Raw genomic sequence first — 23,305 nt, forward strand, 5'->3', positions numbered from 1 at the left:
TTCCGAATCAAACGTCAAAATCAGACGGCTTAATCGCCTGACTGATGTTTTTGATTTCATCCCAACGTTCAGCACTCATTTGATAACCAGTTCCTGGTCCACGATAATCATTTTTGCTATTGACCGCGCTGATAATGTTAAAGTCTTTGTCAAGAATAGCTGATGTATGGAGATAATCTCCTGATATACGTTGTTTAAGAAGATTAAGTACATACCCTGCTAAATCAGTAAAGCCAGTTTTAGCTAATGCTTTAACAACATCAATACCAGTAATACCGCGGCTCATTAATTCTTGAGCAGCTTTCAAATCTTCAACTACATTACGTTCTGGCATATCTGGACTACCATGAGCATAAGTTGCAGCTTCGACTTCTTCATCAGTGATGGCAGGGAAACCAAGTTCTTTAAATACAGCTTGCAACGCGCGTGCTGCTTTATTACGTACAGCAATGGCTTGTTCTTCTGAAAGTGGACGTAAGCCCCCATCCAGTTTTAAATCCCGCTGAATAATATTCCAATCGTCATAATCGTCAACATCCCAGTTGGAACCAGCAAACATATTATCATAATTCGGAATACCGCCATAACCAGAGCAAATGAAATCTGTACCAGGAAGCATTTGCATCAATGTACGAGCTGTACGACGAATATCTGAATGTGTGAATGTTTGGTCATTACTAGACGCAACTTCTAAATCAAGCATGGTTGTGCAAAGATTTTCAGCAAGTACAGCGCGAATTCCAGACGGAACAGCTGCTGGTACACCAATGCAACTTACGGAACCATTTTGTAAACCTTGAACACCAGCTCCGCGAGTTACCATGATGCAGCGAATTTCTAAATAAAGCATTGATTTACCTTCAGCATACCCCATCTGTACTTCTGAACCAGTACCTGATGTAAATCTCATCTTGAGACCTCGTGAAGCATAAGCTGAGGCAAGAAATCCTTTAGACCATGGAGTATCATCGCCATCCACAAACACATTTTCCGTACCATAGACTGAAATTGTTTCTGCATAAGCAGTAATACCGCGCATCCCAAGTTCAAGTTCAGTTGCTTCTTCTAGTGCACATTGAATCAATGTACCACCACGGCCTGTTTGAGCACCAATTAAGAGAGCCAGTGCATTAAATGGAGCATAACGGACAACAGCAACAGTAGTTTCCATTTCATCAAAACCACGAGCTGCAGCTTCTGCACCATCAGCAGCAATCAGTACAGGGTTATCTTTTACATTAGTAATATGACATTGGTTGGAAGGAATTTTACGGGCCCGCATTTTTTGCATGGCCATCATCATTTCAACCACATTCATTGTATTGAAAACAGCCACCAATTTAGCTGCTGTTAAACCACGAACCAAATCAACGACTTCTTGTCTTGATACATTGACATCAACAAGCATTTTAGCAATATCAGCAGCATCCATAGCCATTGCTTTTTCAGCAACTTTCACATCAATTGCATAATCAGCGATAAACTGTTCGATAAAGTCAAAGTTACTACGGGCTACCCCGTCCATTTCAACAATTTTACCATTTTCTATTTTAATACTTGGTATGGGATCATTAGGGCTCCCCATTGCCATCAGACCTACCTCTGGCCATTCTTCTACAAAACCATCCTGGTTAACAGGCCGAGCTGCTAATGCTTCAAAACGTTTTGATCTTTTCATTGTTTATCCCCCCCTTTGCTATTAGATATATGGTGTTGTGGCTGATGGAGCTGGACCTGCCATTGCTTCGAGCAATTTTAATCCCATATCTCGAGCTGCAATCACAGATTGACGTACAGCACCAGAATCTCCAGTAACCATCAAAATAACTTCATTAGAAAAACTTGTTCCGCCTCCAGGACTTGCATATCCGCAAATTTCAACATTAGCAGTTTTAACAGCCGTATCGGACATCAATACACCGATGGCTGCTGGAGCACCTACAATAAGGCCAAAGGCTTTGCCAATAGGAGCACCAAACGCTTTATTAACAGCGAGACTTGCGCGAGCAGTATATTGTAGTTCAAGATGTCCTGCATCATTGGCATATACATCACCAAAAGTGCGATTCAGTTCTTTTAAGGCGACTTCAATAGCACGGCGTGCATCAGAAACTTCTTCAGCACCAAATAAAATCAAACAACCGTGTCCTGCTCCACCTTTGGTATCTCTTGCAAGTTCTATATTTATAATTTCAGTATTTGTTGCTTTAACAGCCTCATCTGCGGCCATAATGTGAGGGCCAGCTCCTGTACGAGCACCAAGAATACCAATAGAACGATATTTAGGATCAATTTTCATTCTTTCATGTAACATAGGGTCAACATTAGCGATAACAAGACCAATGGTATCACCAATTGCAGTACCTACAAATTCAGTAATCCCTGGATTGATTGGACATTGTGATTTTTCCTCAGCTGGAGCTACTACTGTTGCTGTTGGAGCGGCTGGAGCTTGACTTTCCATACGTCTTTTAATTTCATCCATAACCTTGTTCATTAACTCTTCTTGCATAATATTTCCACCTCCAATTTATTACTTACTTTATTTTAGGAAGGATTTTTTCCACATCTGCATGTGGACGAGGAATGACATGAATGGAGATAACCTCACCCACTTTTTGGGCTGCAGCAGCGCCAGCATCTGTTGCTGCTTTGATCGCACCAACATCACCGCGCACCATGACAGTCACTAAACCAGAACCAATTTTTTCATAACCAACTAATACAACATTCGCCGCTTTAACCATTGCATCAGCAGCTTCAATCGCACCGATTAATCCTTTGGTTTCAACCATGCCTAGGGCTTCGCTCATTCTTTACACCTCCCTTCTGCAAAATACTCAACTAGATCATCAAGTCCCTCTCCTGTGTGAGATGAAATAAAGAATATAGGTTCTTTGACACCTATTTGTAATAGGCGAGACTTGACTTTGTCCCTATCAATTCCAGGTACGTCTATTTTAGTCACTACTCCAATGACCGGCCGAGAAAACATCATAGCAAATCCAGGAGGCAGATTTATTTTTAAATCTGTTGCATCCTGGACAATCACTACTACAGATGCTTCCATAGCTGTAACCATCAGAGCAGAATAGAACCGGGGAATTTGTGCATATTCACCTGGCGTATCAATGGCACCATCACAAAAACGAATGCTTTGGGTTTTCTCCACACGTTTGGGATCTTTTTGCAGAGCATGAATTAAGGATGTTTTACCTGCTCCTACCGGACCTACTAACATTACTTTTTTCATGTTAGGATCTAGTCATCTTAGAAACATTAAATCCTAAGTTCGCCTCTAAAAAGTGAGTGACTTGCCGCAAAGCTGCTTCAATAGAAGATACTGTGCCAACTAATACGAGTGAACCTGTAAAACGATCCATGAATCCAATTTGGACAGCTGCCGCTTTTGTAGCTACGTCAGCGGCAACAATCGCTGCTTCACAAGGAGTAATCGTCAATATGCCAATAGCAGAACTTTCGACGAGTCCCAATTTTTCCCACAGCTCTTTTTTAGGATTGGCAATCAGATGGGCTAATGTGACTTGTTTGCCTGGTACATACTCTTGCACAACTCTCGGCTTTTCTGCCGTCATAGCTTTTCCTCCCAATTATCACAATGTTCATATTAGTTTCACGTTTATAAAGATTAGCTTTTCCTCTGATTTTACCTGCAGTTTTTCTTGCGTACACACTGTACATCCTTGCGGTCTTATCACAATAAATTCATTACAATTTTTTAACATTTCATTATTATAAGATTTTTTTGTTTTTTTCTCACAATTTTTTGACTATCAAAGCAAAAAAGGACTGTTTTAAGACAGTCCTTTCTCATCAGCTTCTATTTTTCTATTTTAACGACCTGCTTCAATCTGTATCATTTCATCGCCAGTCTTATTTTTACGGATTTCACTGCGATACTGTTTGGGTGTCATATTCGTTGCATGGCGAAATACACGGCAAAAATAACTAGCATCTTGATATCCTACCTCTGTAGCAATTTGCACTACAGTATAATCAGGATCTTGTAGCATGACTTTTGCCCGATCAACTCTGACTTTTGTAATAAAATCCACAAAATTATAGCCTTTTTCCTGTTTAAATAAGCGGCTAAAATAAAAGTGACTTAGATGAACAGTCTGGGCAACTTCTTCTAGTGATATATTGCGATGGCAATTTTCTGTTATATAATCACAGGCTTTATTAATCACCCGTACATTGATGCTGCTTCTATTTTTGAGCATATTATCCATAAATGAGTCCAAAGAGTCTAACATCCATTGCTCAACTTGTTCTTTAGAGTGGCAGCTATTTAAGCCACTAATTCCTTTAAAGTTCAGTAAAGTAAGCTGATCTAAATTAGCCCCACCTTCAACTGCCGCTCTTGATAAGACAACGAGTAGTTCCAAAACACAAGCCTTTACCGTCTCCATACTAGCCTTACTCTCAAATATTTCATTAAGCAGTTCGCGTAGCGCTTTTCTCGCCTGTTTACGGTCTCCACTGCGAACTTTATCCAGCACTGCCCGTTCATAATGAAAAGGATAATTAAAAGGCCCTTTACTCAAATAAGGTATATCTTCCACATGAATAATTTGGCTATCACCAATAAAGAACCGTTGCTGCTCAGCATTGATTGCTTCCAAGTAAGATTTATGCAATTCCAATGGATTATTATAATAACGACCAATGCCAATTCGAATGCTAATATTTAAAACATTAAGAATGGCTTCTCGTATCATTGTTGCGGTTTTATGCACATCATCTTTTATAAATTCAGGTGTGTAATTTTCTTTAAATCCTAATAAGATCACTAATTTATCGCTACTAAAAGGACTCACCAACCCTCGCTCATTCACAACATTACAAACTAATTGATAAATACGTTGCTTTAATATCTGTTTTTCTAGCTCTGTATCACTATCTGTAAGTTGCTTAAAATTTTCAACATCAATGACTAATGCGACGCCAAAATCAATTTTTATTCCTAGAAATCTTGATCTCTCTCGAAATTGTGCAATCTCTTTGATATTTCCTGAAATCAAATCATAAACAAAGGACATTTGGATAAAAGGGATGGCTTCTTCTACGCTTTTACGTAAACGGATTTCTTCCTCTTTCTTTGCTCTGGCCTCACCAATTTTCACTGTAATTCCTGACAGTACACGAATCAAATCATCAGGTCTTACAGGCTTTAACAAATATTGTGCAGCACCAATTGTAAGTGCCTCTTTTGCATAACTGAACTCTTCCATAGCGGTTAACATAATAATTACTGTGTCTGGGAGTAAATCACGTATCGCTTTTGCCGCTTCTAATCCATTGATACCTGGCATCCGAATATCCATGAGTACGATATCAGGTTTTTCACTTTCAGAAATGTGGATGGCACTCACGCCATCACCAGTCTCGCCAACTACTTGGATATTCGTTATATTCTTTTCTATAATAAACCGTAAAGCTTGTCTTTCTAATTGTTCATCTTCTGCAATCAATAGTTTATACATGAATGCCTCCTCCTTTTATTACTTTTTAAGGTCAACAGCGTGGAAAACGAATGTAGTTACTTGTTCCTTCACCGATTTTACTTTCGATTTGAAGACCGTATTCACTACCATAATAATGTTGAATCCGTTTATGAACATTAATAATTCCAAGACCAGTCGTCTCACCATGAGTTTTCAATTGCTTTTCAGCGCGGAAAATACTACGAATCCGCTCCATGGATACTCCAACTCCCGTATCGATCACACTAATTATAATCGTATCTCCCTCATAATATCCACGTACATGGATTGTTCCACCATTGACCTTTTTTTCAAGTCCATGAATAATCGCATTCTCAATCAGCGGTTGTAAGGTAAGGGCCGGAATGACTGTTGTCATAATTTGAGGATCTATATCAATATAGGATTGAATACGATCACCAAAGCGCATCTTTTGAATCATAAGATAATCTTTGACTGATTTGATTTCCTCTTCTAATGTTCTGAGTACGTCAATATCTCGCAAGTTATCACGCAATAAATCGGATAAAGCATATACAACTTCCTGGGTTCGACTTGCTCCCTCTAAAAGAGCTAACCTTGCTATCGTATTGAGGGTATTGAAGAGAAAATGTGGATTTACTTGCGCTTGCAGAGCTTTGAGTTCACTCGCACGTAAACTTGCTTCCAAATCAGCTTTTGCTTTTACTTCTTGTACAAGTTTTTTCTGCGCAAGATTTGAAGCACCGATTTCTACAATATAATTTGACATGATATAAATAAGATCGGCGGCAGCCGTAATTCTTTTTTCTGGTACAACTTCGACCACATCAAAAAGTTCTGACAACAGTTCTTTATCCATCTGGAAATCAGCTAAACAACGAAACATTTCTGCTTTCACATCATAGTCGTCTTGAGCCAAAATAACTTGTCCAGCAAGGAATGCACCAATGTATTGATCTTGAACAATAATAGGTGCTGCCAAATCAGTCAAACCAGCATGACAAGGATATACGGTGGGCTTTTTCTCACGATTCATTCGCCCACCGCGATCATCACAAGCAACACATCGCGCGTATCCTTCTGGATAAGTACGAATATATGTACAGAATTTTGTGAAATTACTAGGCCTAGTTATAGGATTTCCACCAACATCCACAATAACAGCAGCCAGGCCAGTCGCCTCTGAGAATTTATCTTGGATTTCTTGAAGAATATTGATATTAACAATTTGATCTAAGGATAATTGGCAAAGATCTTGCACTAGAGTACCCCCTCATAAAAATAGTTAATACTATCACTTTTTTGCTATTTTATATGAAGAGTATTAGATAATAAACTCACTAGTTCCTGCTAGAAGCAATATTTTACTACTTCATAGCAAATCATTACATGAATTACATAGCAACCCCATGATTGCTCTTTGTTTCACTCAAAACAAAATCAGAAAGTCTTGCCATATTCTGCATGGTATATAACATTGTTTTTAACATGGAAACCATGAGAACTGCGCCAGTTCCTTCGCCAAGAGCCATGTTACCCCGAATCATAACATCGTCCGCTAAAATATTACCAAGCATTAATGAATAAGCCATACCTGGTTCTTTAGACATATGAGAAGGAATCGCCTGTCTTTCAATATTAGCATTAATACGTGCTGCACACGCATAAGCAACAGCTGTAATAAAGCCATCAATTACAAACGGAATTCGCAAATTAGCACATTCAAGCATTCCGGCACAAATGGCAACAATATCGAAACCTCCTACACAACGCAGAATGTCCTCAACACCAATCATTTTTTCTTTATGACGTTCTACACCTTTGGCAACAACAGCTCTTTTTCTTTTGAGCACTTCATTATCATTGCCACTAGCACCATAACCAACAACAAACTCTGGTAACATTCCTGTTAAAGCATGGAGTACGGCCGATGAAGTTGTCGTATTACCAATACCCATTTCACCGAAAGATAACATATTATAGCCATCTTCAACAATGAGCTTATGAACCATATCTTTGCCAATTTGCCACGCTTGTTCAAACTCCTTATGAGTCATGGCTTCTTCACGAATAAAATTCTTCGTACCAAATGCCACTTTATGGTCAATACCTGAGACCCTAGTATCATTAACTCCAATGTCTACAACACCATAAGGAATGTTATTATAGCGGCAAAAACAACTGATTGTAGCTCCTCCAGCCATCATATTTTTAGCTTGTAAGTATGTAATTTCAGCTGGAAAATTAACGACTCCTTCTTCTACAACTCCATTATCAGCGGCAAAAATTAAATGATATGGCTTAAGTTCTGCAGAGATTGTTCCCCAAGATAATAAAACTTTTTTCAAATGTTTTTCCAGTAATCCTAAGCTGCCACTAGGTTTAGCTGCCCCTTCAATTAACTCGTCAACACTTTTTTCAAAATCCATCATATACATCTCCTCATTTTTGAAATCCATACTTCATAGAAAACTGAGTATACGCCTACACCTGAGTTGCCCTTGCTTAGAACCAAGAAAGTAATTTACTTTCTTGGTTCTGTAAATAAATAAAAATAACCCAGCCCAAAAGGCCAGGTTATTTTATAAAAAAAACCTATCCTTCTGGCATTACCCCTTACGCGGAGGTAGATGACAGCCATAACAGGCAGGTCTCCTGGCTTACGGATCATGAATACGTCTTCGCCTTCCTGGTTTCCCAGTGGCATATGAAAGAGTATCTCCCCGATTACAGTGGCGCGACCGCGTCGTTTCAGGATCTTTACATCCTTTCCGATCTTCCCTATTCTCCTCTCTTGACGAGAGGCACCTGTTTGGTGGCAATTTATTTAGTTGTCACATACCTTCTACAACAAAATTTCTTCTCCTGCGCAGGAATGATGAGTCGGCAATATATTAAAGTAGCTAGTAATAAAAATCCTATTTTATTCGTATTAGATGAATTCAATTAAAGATTCAATCCATTTTGTATCTATCATCCATTTAAATGATAAGTATCATTGACTAAAGATACGATCTTACTCGTCTCAAAATATTCAATAATGTTAATAGCAGTACTATCTTGCCGCAGTGACCACATATTCTCAACGGCAAGCCCTAATGCATCACATAAGAGTACACGCATAGTCCCACCATGGGAAACAAGAACAATAGTTTCTTCAGGATGATTGGCAATGCATTTTGAAAGTCCTAGAGTTGTACGTTTTTGTACATCATAAAAACTTTCTCCTTTTGGTATACAAGTTGATCCTGGCTTAGAATATATAGCTGACAATAATTCTGACCAGTCTACCATAATCTCCTCGTAAGTTAAACCCTCCCATAAACCAAAATTAACTTCTCGAAAATCTGGAAAAAGTGAAGGTTGTAGCGAGTGCTCCTTGCCAATGATTTCTGCAGTTTGAACTGCACGTAGTAAATCACTGCTATAGATTGCACTAATACTTTCTTTCGCTAATCGCCGAGCTACCATCCCAGCTTGCTGTAAACCTTTTTCATTTAAAGGAATATCACTATGTCCTTGGTATCGTTTAGAATGATTCCAAGAAGTTTCACCGTGTCTTACAAAGATAACTTTCGTCAAAATAACCACTCCTATATCAATTGAATTAAATTCAAGGAATAAAGACAAGCAAAGCTACAATTTCAGTTAATTCAATAATAGCGCCGTATACATCTCCAGTTAAACCACCTAGTTTCTTACTCACATATTGGCAAAAAACAAAGGACATGGCAATACCAAGGACTCCACTCATCATCGCTACTTTCCCTAGGGGAACTAATAATACTATTGCAGAAATCCCCGCCACATACAAGGTTTGACGATGGGAACAGTCATAAAAAACCTTCCCTAAACCATTGGCCCTTGCATATGGATAAAGAGTAATGCCAATGACAACTGCAATCCTCCCTACAATGGGCATTACAAGTAAGGCATAAGGAAGAATCATAGGTTCAATATCCATAATTAAGGAATATTTAACTAAAATCAGCAGGCTAAAAGCCATGGCTCCAAAAGCACCAACCCTGCTGTCTTTCATAATTTCTAACATTCGTTCCCGAGGTCTTCCTGAGAAAACCCCATCAACTGTGTCCATTAAGCCATCACAATGTAATCCTCCTGTTAAAAAGATTTCAATGATAACAACCCCGATTGCCATTGCATGAATTGGTACTTTTCCGCCTCCCAAATATTGCACTATATAGACAAATCCAAACAATAGTAATCCAATGATACCACCGATAATAGGAAAAAACTTCACACTACGACCAAAACTCTCCGTAGACCATTCAGATTGACTCACAATAGGGATACGTGTCAAAAATTGAAAACCTGTAATAAAATCCTTCATTCCATTCTTGAGCAATTGTCCCACCTCTTTTACCTGCATAATCACATTTGTTTTGTATAAAGACTTCAATCCTTCGTTTTCAATCAAAAAATATTTTATTTTCTGATTTCTCTATAAAACCATTCATGATCATAAAGTTTCTTTCCTGCTCCTTGAACATAACTCGGCAAGATATTAACGTAACATGTTAATATCATTCTACCTTTCCTTGGAATACGATCTGGCTGTACAAAAGATGAATTCTCAAGTTACCTTTTATGCTTTTATTGCTAACCTTGTAAAAGGAGTACAAATATCTCTTGTTGAAATAGACTGACAATGTTATGGTGTTAAGTAACATCTGATAAAAGGGGACGGTCAGCTATGAATAAAAAAACCTATGAATATTTCATGACGCCCATCAGTATCCTAGGCGTTAATTGTCTTGAGCAAATTGTAACATATATCAAACCTATGGCTTTTCGCAAGGCTCTCATCGTAAGCGATAAATTTTTGGTCGAAAGTAATTTAATTCAAAAATTGACTAGCCTTCTATCAAATTCCGGTATATTTTTTATTATTTATGATAATGTCTCACCAAATCCAACTGTTGATCAAGTGGATTATGGGTTAAAACTCTTTCAAGATAACGGCTGTGATTTTCTAATTTCTTTTGGCGGCGGTTCACCTCACGATTGTGCTAAAGCCATTGCACTTCTAGCAACAAATGGAGGTGACATTAGAAACTACGTAGGTCTTAACAAGTCAAAGAGAGCTTCTGCACCTCTGATTGCTGTTAATACTACGGCTGGTACTGGTAGTGAGTTAACAAGATTTTGTGTCATTACAGATACTGAGCGGCATATGAAAATGACAATTACTGATTGGCACGTCACCCCTATTATTGCTGTAAACGATGCCGAATTGATGATTGACATGCCACCTAGTCTTACGGCTGCAACGGGCATCGATGCCTTGACTCATGCTGTCGAAGCCTACGTCTCAACCAATGCAACCCCAGTTACAGACTGCAAATCATTAAAGGCCATTGAGCTCATCGTGAAATATTTAAAACCAGCTGTAAAAAATGGCAAGGATATTGAGGCAAGAGAGATGATGGTTTATGCAGAATATCTGGCTGGTATTGCTTTCAATAATGCCAGTCTAGGATATGTACATGCACTGGCTCATCAACTCGGTGGATTTTATAATTTGCCCCATGGTTTGGCAAATGCTCTCATGCTACCTGCTGTTGCTGAATTTAACCTTTCTAGTGTTCCAGATAAATATGCCGATATTGCGAAAGTACTCGGTAAGGATATAACTGGTCTTTCCTTAGAATGTGCTGGTAAAATGGCAATTGATACCATTAGAGAACTCATTAGTGACCTAGGAATCCTTCAAAATCTCTCTAAAGTTCGTGGCTTTAAACCCGAAGATATTCCGACGTTGGCCGAGAATGCTCTGAAAGATGTATGCGCTTTAACGAACCCTCGTCAAGGCACCCAACAGGAAATCGAGAGTATTTTTATAAAAGTTCTTTAACAAAGTACAAACACAAAAATATGATATAACCTCACAAGATAATACAAAGGGAATCCTCTGCCTCTAGTCAAACAAGATATATGATCATCGTATAAGAATAACAGGGGGTATTTCCATGTGGCTTGGCAAAGTAGTCGGAACGGTAGTAGCGCCTACTAAGAATCAAACTCTTGTAGGTAGTAAGCTATTAGTCGTACAACCTTTAAACTTGGATGGCATGAATACAATTAGCCTACAAGTTGCTGTCGATACAATTGGAGCAGGAAACGGAGATACAGTACTAATCTCAACAGGAAGTTCTGCTCGTCATATTATGGGAAATGATGATAGTGCCGTTGATGCAGCCATCGTTGGAATTGTGGAGAACATCGATCTGGAAGGAATTTCAAAAGCCCAGTATTGGGTACAAAAAGGCTAAAGAAAAACTGGGCTCAATAAGGAGATTCTTATGATAACAGCATATAAAACACTACAAAATCAACTTGAAGAAGTATCATGGGATTCTTCATTAAAAGGTGCTTGGATAAAATTAATTGATCCAACACCTGAAGAAATCCTCCAACTAGCAACTACAGCTGAAATACCAGAATATTTTTTTCGTTTTGCTGTTGATGAAGATGATTGCCCTAGAATTATTCTAGGAAAAAAATGCATCCTTGCGATTATCAATGTACCAATATCTCAAGGGGATGATCGCTATGAAACTAGGCCTCTTAGTATTATTTTAACACCTGATTTAACCATAACAATTAGCGAAGAATTAATACAAGTTATCCCAGATCTTGCTGAAGGCAGCCGTTTCTTATTTGATACAACAAAGCGGACCCAATTCTTCTTTCAAATCTTATATCATGCCGACACGATTTTTTTAAAGTATATTCGCCATATCCGCCGGCGAACAAACGAGATTGAAATTTGCCTACGAAAATCAACAAATAACCAAGAAGTATTCCAACTTCTTGACTTAGAAAAAGGCCTCACCTACTTTACAGCAGCCCTGCGCGGCAATGTGATTGTAGCTGAAACAATTCTTCGTATGCGTTCTGACCCACAAATGCGTTACTTACTGCAAATGCATGAAGAGGATGAGGATGTTCTGGAAAGTGTAATTATCGAAAATAAACGAGCCCTCGAGCTAGTTCAGACTTATAGTGAAATACTCAGCAGTATGATGGATGCATTTTCCTCCGTCATCAATAATAACTTAAATCACATTATGAAATTTTTGGCTTCTATCACCATTGTCGTATCAATTCCTACTATGATTTCAAGTTTTTGGAGTATGACGTTAACAGTCCCTTGGCAAGGAACAGAAATTGGATTTTGGATTGTTTTGATGATAGCCCTGTTTGCCAGCTCTGCCGTTGGCATTGTCCTACGTAAAAAAGGAATGTTCTAATTATCTCACTTTATGAACCACCAACTTGAACTGCACCCCCAAAGTTAGACAGTATGATATACTGAATAAAATTGGGGGTGCTTTTTCATGCCAAAAGGAATACCTTTTACTGGAGAGTTTAAGCAAAAAGTAGTAGAGTCTATGCGAATACATGGGTTAGCTTATCGTGAAACAGCGCGGAAATTCGGGATTCCAGACCATGGAATAATTATAAAATGGGAACGTATTTACCTAGAGGAAGGTCCTGAAGGACTATTCGTTGATCGGCGTGGCCGTGCCAGTGCTGACAGCGGCTCACGAAAAGGGCGTAAGCCAAACCTGGATAAAAAGGTTGAAGAAGACTTAATCGCTGAAAACCAACGATTGCGTGCGGAAATTGACTATCTAAAAAAGTTGAATACCTTAGTGACCGAGAGAGTACAGCGAGAGAAAAAGCACAAGTCATAACGGAACTAAGGTATAAACACAAGCTCGATGTACTTCTCGCCGTAGCGAAACTGTCACGTGCTACGTATTACTATCATCGTAAGAGACTGGCGATGCCAGACAAATATACTAAAGTCAAAGATGAAATAAAACTAATCTATACTGAAAATAAACAGCGCGTCGGGTATCGCCGCATTACACTTGAACTGAAAAACAGAGGAATCACCATCAACCACAAGACCGTACAGAGACTTATGAAACAGCTTGGCTTATTCTGTCGGGTACGGATGAAGAAATATAATTCGTTCCGTGGAGAAGTAGGAAAAATTGCTCCAAACATATTAGATCGTAACTTTGAGGCCAGCAAGCCAAATCAAAAATGGGTTACGGATATCACAGAGTTTTCTCTCTTTGGAGAAAAGCTTTATCTGTCTCCCATTCTGGACTTGTGCAGCCGTGATATCGTCAGCTATGCCATCGGTAAACGTCCATACTTTTCACTTATTACAGACATGCTGACACAAGCTTTTGAGAAAATACCAGACGGTTTAAATTTAATTTTCCACTCTGATCAAGGATGGCAATATCAAATGAAACCGTATCAGCGCATGCTAAAGGCCAAAGGTATCCGTCAAAGCATGAGTCGTAAGGGGAACTGCCTTGATAATGCTGTTATGGAAAACTTCTTTGGCTTACTTAAAACTGAGTTATTATATCTGCAAGAGTTTGATTCAATGGAACATTTCGAGCAGGAACTAATCGATTATCTCACTTACTACAATGACCGTCGTATTAAGATAAAACTAAAAGGTTTGCCGCCTGCTCTACACAGGCAGCAAACCCTCTCGGCTGCATAAAAAATATTTGTCTAACTTTTTGGGGTCACTTCAACTCGGTGGTTTTTATTTATTTTATTTTCATACATTATTTGCAAAATATATACTATAATAATCTATATTGGTAAAACTATAATCAGCAATATCCGTTTTCAGGGAGAATTTTATGTTTACTAAAACACGATTTTTGATCATTCGTTTGAGTTCAATTGGTGATGTTTTGCACTCTACTCCCGTTGCTCAAGCTCTAAAAATAGCTTTTCCAGATTGTCATATCACATGGCTCGTCGGTCAAGTCCCTTCAAGTTTACTAACTTCAAATCCATATATTGATGAACTCTACATTTGGCCGCGTGAACGCTGGGAAACTCACATGCGCCGCGGTCAATTCAAATCAGCTTGGAAATTGTGGCAAAAATTACAAACTGACTTAGAATCTAAACATTTTGATGTAGTCTTAGATATTCATGGTTTATTTCTGAGTGGTATGATTGCCGCTGCCAGTAAAGCACCACGCCGTATTGGTATGGATCATACCCGTGAACTCAATTGGTTATTTATGAATGAAATTGCTCCTAGTTCACCACAGGAAGTGCATGTTATTCAGCGTTATCTCAGCGTACTAAAACCCTTAGGCATCCATTCAAAAGAGTATGCTATGACTCTACAGCTTCCAGAGGAAGCCATTACATTTGCTACTGATTTTCTGCGTGATCATGGGATCTCAAAGCAAGATACCATCATTGCTTTTAATCCAGGGACAACGTGGCCGTCCAAAAATTGGCCAACTGAATATTATGCTGCTGTAATCAATTCTTTTAAAAATAATGAGCCTATTTTATTATGTGGCGGTCCAGGTGAACAAAAATTAGGAGAGTCCATTATACAGCAATTAAATCGACCTATCATCAATGCAATTAATCAAACAAGTCTATTACAATTAGCTGCACTTATTTCCCAATGCAGTGTGCTGGTAACAGGCGATACAGGACCTCTCCACATGGGAATTGGGCTAGGAATTCCAACGGTCAGCCTCTTTGGTCCGACTGATCCACAAAAATTTGGTCCACTAACTGGCAAGCATATTATCTTAGAAGAATCAATGAACTGCAGACCTTGCCATAAAAAAAGCTGTCCCCTTACCCACCTAAACTGTATGCATTCCTTATCTCCCGAACGAGTGATAAGAGCAATTCAGACTGTTGTGCATTTCCAAAGATTATGTAATAATAAATCTAAAAGTTATGAGGTGAATGGAATGAATACTCCAACTGCCAAAATTACTCACTTATTTCACAGTGGTTATGCTGTAGAAACAGCCAATCATTTTCTAATCTTTGATTATTATCAGCCTGTTCCTGGCAAAAATCTTAGTATTACAGAAGGGATTATTACAAGTGACTATTTAAAAGACAAAAAAAATATTCTTGTCTTTGTTTCTCATAATCATGCTGATCACTTCGATCCTGCTGTGATTGAGTGGGCAAAGGACAATCCTGAAATTACATATATTTTAAGTAGCGATGTAGAGATAAATACAAGTCAATTGAATTGCCATATAGTATCAGCTTATGAAGAAGTAACTGCTGGACAAGTTAGGATTAAAACCTTTGGTTCCACTGACCAAGGCATCTCTTTTTTTGTACAGCTCGATGGCCTTTCTATTTTTCATGCTGGCGATCTGAATTGGTGGGATTGGACAGGGGAAAGTTTAGCAGATCGAAAAGCTGCAGAAGTTAATTTTAAAGCAGAAATCGCAAAAATAGCTGAGAAAATCACTACAATTGACATTGCATTCTTCCCAGTTGATCGCCGCATGGAAGAATCTTATTCCAAAGGCGCTGACTACTTTGCCGATCAATTCAAACCAAAGTTATTAGTTCCTATGCACTTTGGCAAAGATTTTGATGCTACAACGGCTTTTGCCGACAAAGCAAAAAGCTTATCCATCCACACAGTTGAGATTCATCATAAAGGACAAGAAATATTTTTTTCATGATGTAAATACTTCTCTTGTTAAGTGGGAAACTAAGAACTACCACTCTATGTAATCATCTACTAACAGGAGGTATGAACATGAAAAAAAGAAGACCAGTATATGCACCAAATAAAAGAGGATATTTTGAAGAAAGCCCCAAAAAAATTAAATCATACTCAGCTAAAGATTATATTTTATTACCCGATCCCGTAACCGACGACATTGTCGTAAACAATATCTCAAACGTTGAATTTGATTATACCTACGACAGAGGAGACCAGATCTAACTGGTCTCCTCTTTTATTCTATTAAATTATTCTACATAAGGCTTCTTTTGTTCTAATTTAATAATTTCAATCAAATGGCATAATTCTTCATCATTTACAATCACATTAAATTGTTGCTCTAAAGCCTGAATAACCCCTTTGAGTACTGAATATTTTAGTGAATGTTCAGCAATAAATTGAGCCGTATCAGGATAACTAATAGGGGCCTGGGTGATTAATCGTTCGACCATACACGCAGAGTGTACCAACATACGTACCAAACCTGATGAAGAAAAATGAATTTGTAATTCTTCTTCTAAATTTCGGATACAAATCATCAACGTATCTAATACTTTCCTGGGATTGACAAAGGTTAAAAATTCATCTAACATCCCGGCAACCATCCCACGCATCACTTCCCAATCCATACCACGATCTGTATAACGATCAGCAACATCAGAAGCCTTTAAACCTTCTGTTAATAAGCGGCGCAGCTCACTACCTGCTCCACCTTGAATCAATTCTTCAAGAGAAATGTGAGGCTTATCGGCAATTTCAGGATCAATGCTGCCTACACTTGCTACAATTTCATAGGAATGGAGCAATGATAAAAGACGTTTTTGTAATAACTCATCATCACCGGCTTCGACTGCAATGACACGAATATTAAATAATTCCCACTGATTCAAAAGTTTTTCGAGTAACCCTTTAATCTTGACTGCTGTTCCTTGTCCTGTGAGACAAGTCGTAACAATAGCTCGATCTTTGTGATCACCACTTAGATCATCTGTAGGCACTGCTGCGGTTTGGGACATACTACGTGCTGTCCAGGCGGCACGATAAACCATATTAATATCATTTTGTGGCAAGATTGCTTTATGTAATACATGTAATACCATTAAGGTACTGACCATTTCAACACTTTTTACTACAATGCCTGTGCGGCGAGTCACAGCTTTAGCGACACTTGATAATGACCCCATATCAACTAACACGATAATGCCTTTACCTTCATCAATGCTCTTAGCTATTTCAACGGTCTTTTCAATCGCCCAATCAACATTAACCTCAAGTGGCATATCAATCGCTTTTGCATGTTGAACACCAAGGAGCTTATTACAAAATTCAGCCATACTACTTGCAGTGGAATTTCCATGGGTAATGACTAATACACCAACTCTGCACTCTTCCCGGTTATGCCTTTCATCAAAGGTTGCTAACATTAATGCAATAAAACTGATTTCATCCTGCGGCATAGAAACACCCATTTTAAGACCAATATACTCAGCCATCCCCGTTGCCGTCACATATTCTTTGGGATACTCGAGGGCAACTGATTTCACATTCGGATTGACAATGGGTAATCCACTCCGTATTCGCTCTACCGTCGATGCCGTATGAATTGCCAATGCATAATACAGACGACGACTCAATGATCGTCCTTCTTTCTCAGCTTTCTTAAAAGCTTCATCAAAAACCACTAAAAATTCACGTGGTACAATGGTTTGCAAATATTCTTGGGATATTTCTAGCTGCGTTGGATTTAATTGCTTAAAATAATTTTCAACATCCATTTCAATACATTGAACGATTTCAATTTGCCCAATTCCTTGGGATTTGAGAAATTGCATCCGATCATTAATGGTTTGATAAAAATCTTTTGGTAAACTACGGTTACCCTCGCCCTCTGCTGCTAATCCATCAGGCTGAATTAACATTTCACTGCCAAGAGTACATAAAATTTTACTGGTCTCAAGTCGTGCTTGAGGATCATAGACAATGGCTTGCTTTATTTTAGGTGACAAAGCCTCATACGTAATCCTCACCGGTTGATTCTTATCAGTGCGGTGTAAAAAGGCTTTCGCACAGACTAATTGTAAGTCATTACGTAATTGTCCAATATTACCAATGCAGCGATAAAGCAGTAAAGCCCACAATGCTTCTTGACTCACAATAACTTTGGCCTGAATATGCACAGCCTCTCTCGCTAACAAAAATTTAATTAGTTCAAATCGTTCTTGCAGAGGTCTAGCTGAAAGTTCAGGTAATTGTACCAATACTGGAATACGGCGCAAAAAGGTTTTTAATAAAGTCGAATCTGGATTTTCAGTCGTTGCCGCTACGACTCTTACAGCAACATGTCTAACTTTATCACTATCTCCCATACGCCGAAAATCACCACGATCTAAGAGATAAAAGAGCATCTCCTGCCCTTCTGGCGGCAGACGATGAACTTCATCTAAAAACAACATTCCGCCATCAGCCTTTTCGACCAAACCAACTTTATCTTTATCTGCACCAGTAAAAGCACCGCGTACATGCCCAAAAAGTTGGGACATTAAAAGTTGAGGATTATTTGCATAATCAGCACAATTAAATACAACAAATTGACCGCTGGGGCTAATCTTTCCTTGACTATAAGCAAAGCGATACATATATTCCGCAAATAAGGTTTTACCTACGCCAGTCGGACCAACAAGGAGAGTATCTAGACCTTTAGGCGGATATAAAACACCAGCCTTTGCTTGTTCTACTGCAATTTTCAGGCTATCGTATGCGCCGATCAATCCTCCAAAAACATCATGGTTCTCTGTCAAAGGAGTTACTATAGTTGGATTTACTACATGCGTTACATCATTTGCTTTAGAAAAATTAGAAGGTATCTTGGTCAACGATCCATTTTCCTCAAGTACCTGCTCTGCAAATTCTCGTTGATGACGAACCACCTCAGGAACTTTATTAACCAGTAGGGGGAATTTTTTTTCTACCCATTTAACCGTTACATAATATGTAGATCTGCTTACTATTTTTACAACAAGTTTTTCTCTATGTAAAGCATTCAAATCACTACTCACATTACTACGTGAAAATCCAGCAACTTCGGCAACTTCTTCAGCTGTAAAACCACTGGGCTTGTACTGCTCTACCATAGATATATTTAATTTTTCATCACAGAGTCCATCTAACACTTCTAATACTTTTAATTGCCGTTTCATCTCTTCGCTCTCCTTTAGGGCAGCACCAACCACGACAGGTATTTTATACATAATTATAAATGCTACCGTGCATTTATACAATTGCCCGATTGATAACAAGCACTAAGCTTATAAGAAAAAAGAAAGCATTAGGTCATTCCCCAATGCTTTCTTTTTTCTTATTTTGCCAATAAGTTTGCAAGTCTAAACATGGAAGGATCAATTGTACGTTTATGCCTAATGGCATCAGCTAAGTCAATCGTAACAACCCCACCATTTCGGAAACCAAACATGACATTAGATAAGCCTGCAATCAAGGCAAGTACTGCATGTTCTCCAAGAGTACTGGCAAGAATACGGTCAAACACACTCGGTGACCCTCCGCGCTGGATATGGCCGAGTACAGATACTCGTGTATCAAGTCCAGTCACAGCCACAATCTTTTTACCAATTTCAACTGCACTACCTGCCCCTTCAGCCACAACAACCACACTATATTTCTTTCCTGATGCATGAGAGTGCGTCAATTCTTCGCATATCTCATCTAAATTTACACTCATCTCAGGAATCAAAATATGTTCTGCACCACCTGCAAGCCCAGCAGTCATGGCAATCCAACCTGAATTACGTCCCATGACCTCCAGAACAATGACTCGACCATGGGAGGAAGCAGTATCACGCAATTTATTGATGGCATCAACAACTGTGTTACTTGCCGTATCAAAACCAATTGTATAATCAGTACCCCAAATATCATTATCGATGGTACCAGGTAATCCAATCACAGCAATACCCATTTCAGATAGCAATTGAGCTCCAGTCATTGATCCGTCGCCACCAATAACGACCAATCCTTCAATACCATGACTTTTTAGATTATCAACAGCTTTTTGGCGTCCCTCTACGGTTCTGAAATGTTCACACCGGGCTGTCCCTAGAAAGGTCCCGCCACGTTGCAAAATATCACCTACTGATCTTGAATCTAATTTGACCATTTGATCTTCATACATACCTGAATAACCATTATAAATTCCCCAGACTTCCACGCCTTCATGAATGGCAACTCGTACAACAGCACGAATGGCAGCATTCATACCTGGAGAGTCACCACCACTCGTCATAACGGCAATACGTTTCAACATAAACACTCCACCTCCAATTCATCAATTCTATTAGTGCAAAAAAAGTGTCCGTTTTTATCTATTATAGTTCAAAACTTTTATTAATTTCTTCAAGTTTCCCTTTAATCTCTGCTGTGGTACGCAATATGAGAACTTGTTTTGCCCACTCTTTTGCTTGCTCTACCGTCAATTTACGAACAAGATTTTTAACCATAGGCACAGAACGAGCATTCATAGATAATTCAGTTAAGCCAAGACCAACAAGGAGAGGTGTTGCTAAGGAATCTCCAGCCATCTCGCCACACATACCAACCCATTTACCATGTTCTTGTGCTGCTTTTGCAACATTGGCAATCAAGCGAATAACTGGAGGCTGGAAATAATCACTGAGCCAAGCCACATGTTCATTCATACGGTCAGCAGCCATCGTATATTGCACTAAATCATTCGTTCCAATACTGAAAAAATCTACTTCTGGAGCTAGTATATCAGCAATCACAGCAGCGGATGGAACTTCAATCATAATACCGACAGGTACATCTGCACGATGAGGAACGCCTTCTTTTGTAAGTTCATCAGCCACTTCTTTCAATAAGGCTTTGGCATCTAGTAGCTCATCTAATGTCGCAATCATTGGAAACATGATATGTAAGTTTCCTTCAACACTAGCGCGAAGCAATGCCCGTAATTGTGTTTTAAAGATATCTTTATATACCATACAGAGTCGTATGGCTCTAAGACCTAATGCTGGATTTTCTTCCTTCAACCCTCCGATAAAAGGTAGCTGCTTATCTCCACCAGCATCAAGAGTACGAATGACAATTTTTTTATCCGGCGCAGCTGTAAGTACAGCGCGGTAAGATTCAACTTGTTCTTCTTCTGTTGGCACGCTGGTCTTATCCAAGAATAAAAATTCAGTGCGGAAGAGACCGACTCCATCAGCCCCTGCTTCAAGTACTTTTTTCATATCAGCTGGTGTACCAATGTTGGAAGCCACTTCAATATGATGCCCATCAATCGTTACACTTGCTAAATGGCTGATTTCTGCCAAAGCAGCGATTCTAGCTTGCTCAGCCAGCATACGCTGACGATATTCTTCTAAGACAGATTCCTCAGGATTGACAAGTACCTGACCAACATGACCATCAATAATCACCATATCGCCATTATTCAATTTTTCAATGACATTGCCCACTCCAACAACGGCAGCAAGTCCTGCTGCCCTCGCCAAGATAGAACTATGAGATGTCTTACCACCAAGAGCAGTAATAAAACCAGATACACAGTCAAAATCAATACATGCAGTATCTGATGGCAATAAATCTTGAGCAACTAAAATACCTGTATACTGTACATCATCCACTTTACCTTGCAATATGCGTACTAGACGTTTAGCAATATCTTTAATATCGGCTGCCCGTTCACGCATATATTCATTATCCATAGAAGCAAACATACTAGCAATGGCTTCTGCAGCCGTTTCCACTGCTGCTTCTGCACTTGCACAATTCGTCTGAATCTCTTCAAAAACAGCATCAACTAAAGATGGATCTTGTACCATTAATTTATGTGCAGCAAAAACTTCAGCTTGGTGTTCACCAACAGTCAAAGCTGTGCGTTCTTGCAAAGCATCAAGCTCAGTTTCCGCAACTTGTTGTGCTGCTAAAAATCGTTCTTTTTCCTTAGAAATTTCACTTGGATCTACGACACGTGAAAAATCACTTACAGACTCCTCAATATGCATAATCTGACCGATAGCAATACCTGCCGAAGCTGGAATTCCTTCTATTTTCCACATATTATCACTCTTCTCCAAATTGTTCATCAACTAATTTTTTCAAAGCTGTAGCTGCTTCAGTCGCATCTGCACCTTCAGTTTTGATTACGATAGACTCACCTTGTTTTATACCTAAGCCCATAATACTAATGATACTTTTCGCATTGGCACTTTTTTCACCTTTAAGAATCATTACTGTTGATTTAAAAGAAGAAGCTTTTTGTGCAAATAGAGCTGCTGGTCTTGCATGTAGTCCTGCCTTATTTTTAATTTGTAAATTTAATTCCATTTTTTACACAACCTTTTTTTATATTTAATATATGTTTACTATATATTATTCATGATTTAACTCAATACCCCTGCCCAATAGCCGAAAATTCCAAAAATAAATAATGCCATCATAATCATTAATGTAGATATTCCCTTTCGGAGTAAATAAATACATAAAAATGTTAGACCCAAAGGCAATAAATTAGGCATTAATTGATTTAAGCTATCCTGAATGCTAATCACTTTATCACTACTTGGAATGATCACAATAGGTACAGTGATTGAAGTCCATTTTGCAACAAGAGCGCCCATAACGAATAAACCTAAAATCGATGCACCTTCAGTTAATTTTCCCAGCTTACCGCCACTCACATCTTGCATAATACCAAGACCTGCTTTATAAGCATATACCAAACCATACCAACGTACTGCCAAACGTACGATGTTAAATAGCAGAAAAAATAACAGAGGCCCCAAAAGATTCCCTGTCATTGCCAAACCAGCACCTAAGGCTGCAGTGACAGGGCGTAAGGTTCCCCAAAAAATTGGATCACCTACCCCAGCTAATGGTCCCATTAATCCGACTTTGACAGCATTAATAGTACTATCTTCAATGGCTACACCATCGGCTTTTTGCTCTTCCATGGCTAAGTTTACACCTAAAATAGGTCCAATGAAAAAAGGGTGGGTATTAAAGAATTCCAAATGACGTTTTAAAGCACTAATTCGGTCATCTCGCTGATCATATAATCGATTAATAACGGGCACCATGGAAAAACAATATCCCAAAGCCTGCATGCGTTCATAATTCCAGGATCCCTGAAGAAGATTAGAGCGGAAAAACACCCAGAATAAATCACTTTTAGTCAGTTTTTTATCCATCGTTCTTTGCC

At 38.8% G+C, this 23,305-nt stretch carries 22 protein-coding genes and 1 riboswitch; of the genes, 7 read left to right on the plus strand and 15 right to left on the minus strand.

All coding sequences use genetic code 11. The features are described from left to right. Positions 1-7: 7 nt before the first annotated feature. From ACAN52_RS11085 to cobS, 10 genes are all read right to left on the minus strand, one after another. Positions 8-1,678: a propanediol/glycerol family dehydratase large subunit gene (locus ACAN52_RS11085; protein WP_378954833.1), complete on the minus strand. Its 1,671-nt coding sequence runs from the start codon at positions 1,676-1,678 to the stop codon at positions 8-10. Positions 1,679-1,699: 21 nt separating this feature from the next. Next, positions 1,700-2,512, minus strand: coding sequence for a propanediol utilization microcompartment protein PduB (pduB, locus tag ACAN52_RS11090; RefSeq protein ID WP_378954834.1), 813 nt, complete (start codon positions 2,510-2,512; stop codon positions 1,700-1,702). Positions 2,513-2,537: 25 nt separating this feature from the next. Next, positions 2,538-2,813 (minus strand): propanediol utilization microcompartment protein PduA, encoded by a 276-nt coding sequence (gene pduA, locus ACAN52_RS11095; RefSeq protein WP_378954835.1) that lies wholly within the window; start codon positions 2,811-2,813, stop codon positions 2,538-2,540. Next, complete coding sequence (locus ACAN52_RS11100) at positions 2,810-3,253, minus strand: EutP/PduV family microcompartment system protein (RefSeq protein WP_378954836.1); 444 nt, start codon at positions 3,251-3,253, stop codon at positions 2,810-2,812. Before ACAN52_RS11100 ends, pduA begins: the two co-directional genes overlap by 4 nt. 1 nt (position 3,254) lies before the next feature. Further along, positions 3,255-3,596, minus strand: a complete 342-nt coding sequence (gene eutS / locus ACAN52_RS11105; protein ID WP_378954838.1) for an ethanolamine utilization microcompartment protein EutS — start codon at positions 3,594-3,596, stop codon at positions 3,255-3,257. 258 nt (positions 3,597-3,854) lie between these two features. Continuing rightward, positions 3,855-5,507, minus strand: a complete 1,653-nt coding sequence (locus tag ACAN52_RS11110; protein WP_378954839.1) for a response regulator — start codon at positions 5,505-5,507, stop codon at positions 3,855-3,857. Between the two features lie 31 nt (positions 5,508-5,538). Further along, positions 5,539-6,750: a PocR ligand-binding domain-containing protein gene (locus tag ACAN52_RS11115; protein ID WP_378954840.1), complete on the minus strand. Its 1,212-nt coding sequence runs from the start codon at positions 6,748-6,750 to the stop codon at positions 5,539-5,541. A 133-nt stretch (positions 6,751-6,883) separates the two neighbouring features. Continuing rightward, a complete protein-coding gene (locus tag ACAN52_RS11120; protein ID WP_378955052.1) occupies positions 6,884-7,918 on the minus strand; it encodes a nicotinate-nucleotide--dimethylbenzimidazole phosphoribosyltransferase in 1,035 nt (344 codons plus the stop codon). Positions 7,919-8,116: 198 nt separating this feature from the next. Beyond that, positions 8,117-8,316, minus strand: a riboswitch (cobalamin riboswitch). Positions 8,317-8,462: 146 nt separating this feature from the next. Continuing rightward, positions 8,463-9,071, minus strand: a complete 609-nt coding sequence (locus ACAN52_RS11125) for a histidine phosphatase family protein (protein WP_378954841.1) — start codon at positions 9,069-9,071, stop codon at positions 8,463-8,465. 31 nt (positions 9,072-9,102) lie between these two features. Then, positions 9,103-9,840 (minus strand): adenosylcobinamide-GDP ribazoletransferase, encoded by a 738-nt coding sequence (gene cobS, locus ACAN52_RS11130; protein WP_378955053.1) that lies wholly within the window; start codon positions 9,838-9,840, stop codon positions 9,103-9,105. 363 nt (positions 9,841-10,203) lie between these two features. Here cobS and ACAN52_RS11135 point away from each other — a divergent pair, with 363 nt between their 5' ends. The 7 genes from ACAN52_RS11135 (at position 10,204) to ACAN52_RS11165 (ending at position 16,290) form a co-directional block, all read left to right on the plus strand. Then, a complete protein-coding gene (locus ACAN52_RS11135; RefSeq protein WP_378954842.1) occupies positions 10,204-11,364 on the plus strand; it encodes an iron-containing alcohol dehydrogenase in 1,161 nt (386 codons plus the stop codon). A gap of 115 nt (positions 11,365-11,479) precedes the next feature. Further along, complete coding sequence (locus ACAN52_RS11140; protein WP_378954843.1) at positions 11,480-11,782, plus strand: EutN/CcmL family microcompartment protein; 303 nt, start codon at positions 11,480-11,482, stop codon at positions 11,780-11,782. A 30-nt stretch (positions 11,783-11,812) separates the two neighbouring features. After that, the gene (locus ACAN52_RS11145) at positions 11,813-12,763 is read left to right on the plus strand and encodes a magnesium transporter CorA family protein (protein WP_378954844.1); all 951 of its coding nucleotides are present in this window, start codon (positions 11,813-11,815) and stop codon (positions 12,761-12,763) included. An 87-nt stretch (positions 12,764-12,850) separates the two neighbouring features. Then, on the plus strand, positions 12,851-13,210 hold the full coding sequence (locus ACAN52_RS11150; protein WP_378954845.1) for a helix-turn-helix domain-containing protein: 360 nt from the start codon (positions 12,851-12,853) through the stop codon (positions 13,208-13,210). Continuing rightward, the gene (locus ACAN52_RS11155) at positions 13,207-14,046 is read left to right on the plus strand and encodes an IS3 family transposase (protein WP_378955054.1); all 840 of its coding nucleotides are present in this window, start codon (positions 13,207-13,209) and stop codon (positions 14,044-14,046) included. Before ACAN52_RS11150 ends, ACAN52_RS11155 begins: the two co-directional genes overlap by 4 nt. A 145-nt stretch (positions 14,047-14,191) precedes the next feature. Next, a complete protein-coding gene (gene waaF / locus ACAN52_RS11160; RefSeq protein WP_378954846.1) occupies positions 14,192-16,024 on the plus strand; it encodes a lipopolysaccharide heptosyltransferase II in 1,833 nt (610 codons plus the stop codon). Positions 16,025-16,101: 77 nt separating this feature from the next. Next, positions 16,102-16,290 carry a hypothetical protein gene (locus tag ACAN52_RS11165; protein WP_378954847.1) on the plus strand — a complete coding sequence of 63 codons (189 nt, stop codon included), beginning with the start codon at positions 16,102-16,104 and terminating at the stop codon, positions 16,288-16,290. A 26-nt stretch (positions 16,291-16,316) separates the two neighbouring features. On the opposite strand, the gene ACAN52_RS11170 is transcribed toward ACAN52_RS11165, so the two are convergent. The 5 genes from ACAN52_RS11170 to ACAN52_RS11190 all read right to left on the minus strand — a co-directional run bounded on the left by ACAN52_RS11170 (position 16,317) and on the right by ACAN52_RS11190 (position 23,294). Further along, complete coding sequence (locus ACAN52_RS11170) at positions 16,317-19,265, minus strand: sigma 54-interacting transcriptional regulator (protein ID WP_378954849.1); 2,949 nt, start codon at positions 19,263-19,265, stop codon at positions 16,317-16,319. Between the two features lie 158 nt (positions 19,266-19,423). Next, positions 19,424-20,386, minus strand: a complete 963-nt coding sequence (gene pfkA, locus ACAN52_RS11175; protein WP_378954850.1) for a 6-phosphofructokinase — start codon at positions 20,384-20,386, stop codon at positions 19,424-19,426. A 61-nt stretch (positions 20,387-20,447) separates the two neighbouring features. After that, entirely contained in the window at positions 20,448-22,163 is a 1,716-nt protein-coding gene (gene ptsP, locus ACAN52_RS11180; RefSeq protein ID WP_378954852.1) for a phosphoenolpyruvate--protein phosphotransferase, read from the minus strand. A gap of 4 nt (positions 22,164-22,167) precedes the next feature. Further along, the gene (locus ACAN52_RS11185; RefSeq protein ID WP_378954854.1) at positions 22,168-22,431 is read right to left on the minus strand and encodes an HPr family phosphocarrier protein; all 264 of its coding nucleotides are present in this window, start codon (positions 22,429-22,431) and stop codon (positions 22,168-22,170) included. A gap of 56 nt (positions 22,432-22,487) precedes the next feature. Continuing rightward, complete coding sequence (locus tag ACAN52_RS11190; RefSeq protein ID WP_378954855.1) at positions 22,488-23,294, minus strand: PTS system mannose/fructose/sorbose family transporter subunit IID; 807 nt, start codon at positions 23,292-23,294, stop codon at positions 22,488-22,490. Positions 23,295-23,305 lie beyond the last annotated feature (11 nt).

Source organism: Pelosinus sp. sgz500959 (genome assembly GCF_042610375.1).
GTDB lineage: Bacteria > Bacillota > Negativicutes > DSM-13327 > DSM-13327 > CTSoil-075.

Bases quoted from the DNA above. Each gene is read 5' to 3' on its own strand.
- ACAN52_RS11085 (WP_378954833.1), bottom strand. From the start codon at position 1,678: ATGAAAAGATCAAAACGTTTTGAAGCATTAGCAGCTCGGCCTGTTAAC.
- pduB (WP_378954834.1), bottom strand. From the start codon at position 2,512: ATGCAAGAAGAGTTAATGAACAAGGTTATGGATGAAATTAAAAGACGT.
- pduA (WP_378954835.1), bottom strand. From the start codon at position 2,813: ATGAGCGAAGCCCTAGGCATGGTTGAAACCAAAGGATTAATCGGTGCG.
- ACAN52_RS11100 (WP_378954836.1), bottom strand. From the start codon at position 3,253: ATGAAAAAAGTAATGTTAGTAGGTCCGGTAGGAGCAGGTAAAACATCC.
- eutS (WP_378954838.1), bottom strand. From the start codon at position 3,596: ATGACGGCAGAAAAGCCGAGAGTTGTGCAAGAGTATGTACCAGGCAAA.
- ACAN52_RS11110 (WP_378954839.1), bottom strand. From the start codon at position 5,507: ATGTATAAACTATTGATTGCAGAAGATGAACAATTAGAAAGACAAGCT.
- ACAN52_RS11120 (WP_378955052.1), bottom strand. From the start codon at position 7,918: ATGGATTTTGAAAAAAGTGTTGACGAGTTAATTGAAGGGGCAGCTAAA.
- cobS (WP_378955053.1), bottom strand. From the start codon at position 9,840: ATGAAGGATTTTATTACAGGTTTTCAATTTTTGACACGTATCCCTATT.
- ACAN52_RS11135 (WP_378954842.1), top strand. From the start codon at position 10,204: ATGAATAAAAAAACCTATGAATATTTCATGACGCCCATCAGTATCCTA.
- ACAN52_RS11140 (WP_378954843.1), top strand. From the start codon at position 11,480: ATGTGGCTTGGCAAAGTAGTCGGAACGGTAGTAGCGCCTACTAAGAAT.
- ACAN52_RS11145 (WP_378954844.1), top strand. From the start codon at position 11,813: ATGATAACAGCATATAAAACACTACAAAATCAACTTGAAGAAGTATCA.
- ACAN52_RS11150 (WP_378954845.1), top strand. From the start codon at position 12,851: ATGCCAAAAGGAATACCTTTTACTGGAGAGTTTAAGCAAAAAGTAGTA.
- waaF (WP_378954846.1), top strand. From the start codon at position 14,192: ATGTTTACTAAAACACGATTTTTGATCATTCGTTTGAGTTCAATTGGT.
- ACAN52_RS11165 (WP_378954847.1), top strand. From the start codon at position 16,102: ATGAAAAAAAGAAGACCAGTATATGCACCAAATAAAAGAGGATATTTT.
- ACAN52_RS11170 (WP_378954849.1), bottom strand. From the start codon at position 19,265: ATGAAACGGCAATTAAAAGTATTAGAAGTGTTAGATGGACTCTGTGAT.
- pfkA (WP_378954850.1), bottom strand. From the start codon at position 20,386: ATGTTGAAACGTATTGCCGTTATGACGAGTGGTGGTGACTCTCCAGGT.
- ptsP (WP_378954852.1), bottom strand. From the start codon at position 22,163: ATGTGGAAAATAGAAGGAATTCCAGCTTCGGCAGGTATTGCTATCGGT.
- ACAN52_RS11185 (WP_378954854.1), bottom strand. From the start codon at position 22,431: ATGGAATTAAATTTACAAATTAAAAATAAGGCAGGACTACATGCAAGA.
- ACAN52_RS11190 (WP_378954855.1), bottom strand. From the start codon at position 23,294: ATGGATAAAAAACTGACTAAAAGTGATTTATTCTGGGTGTTTTTCCGC.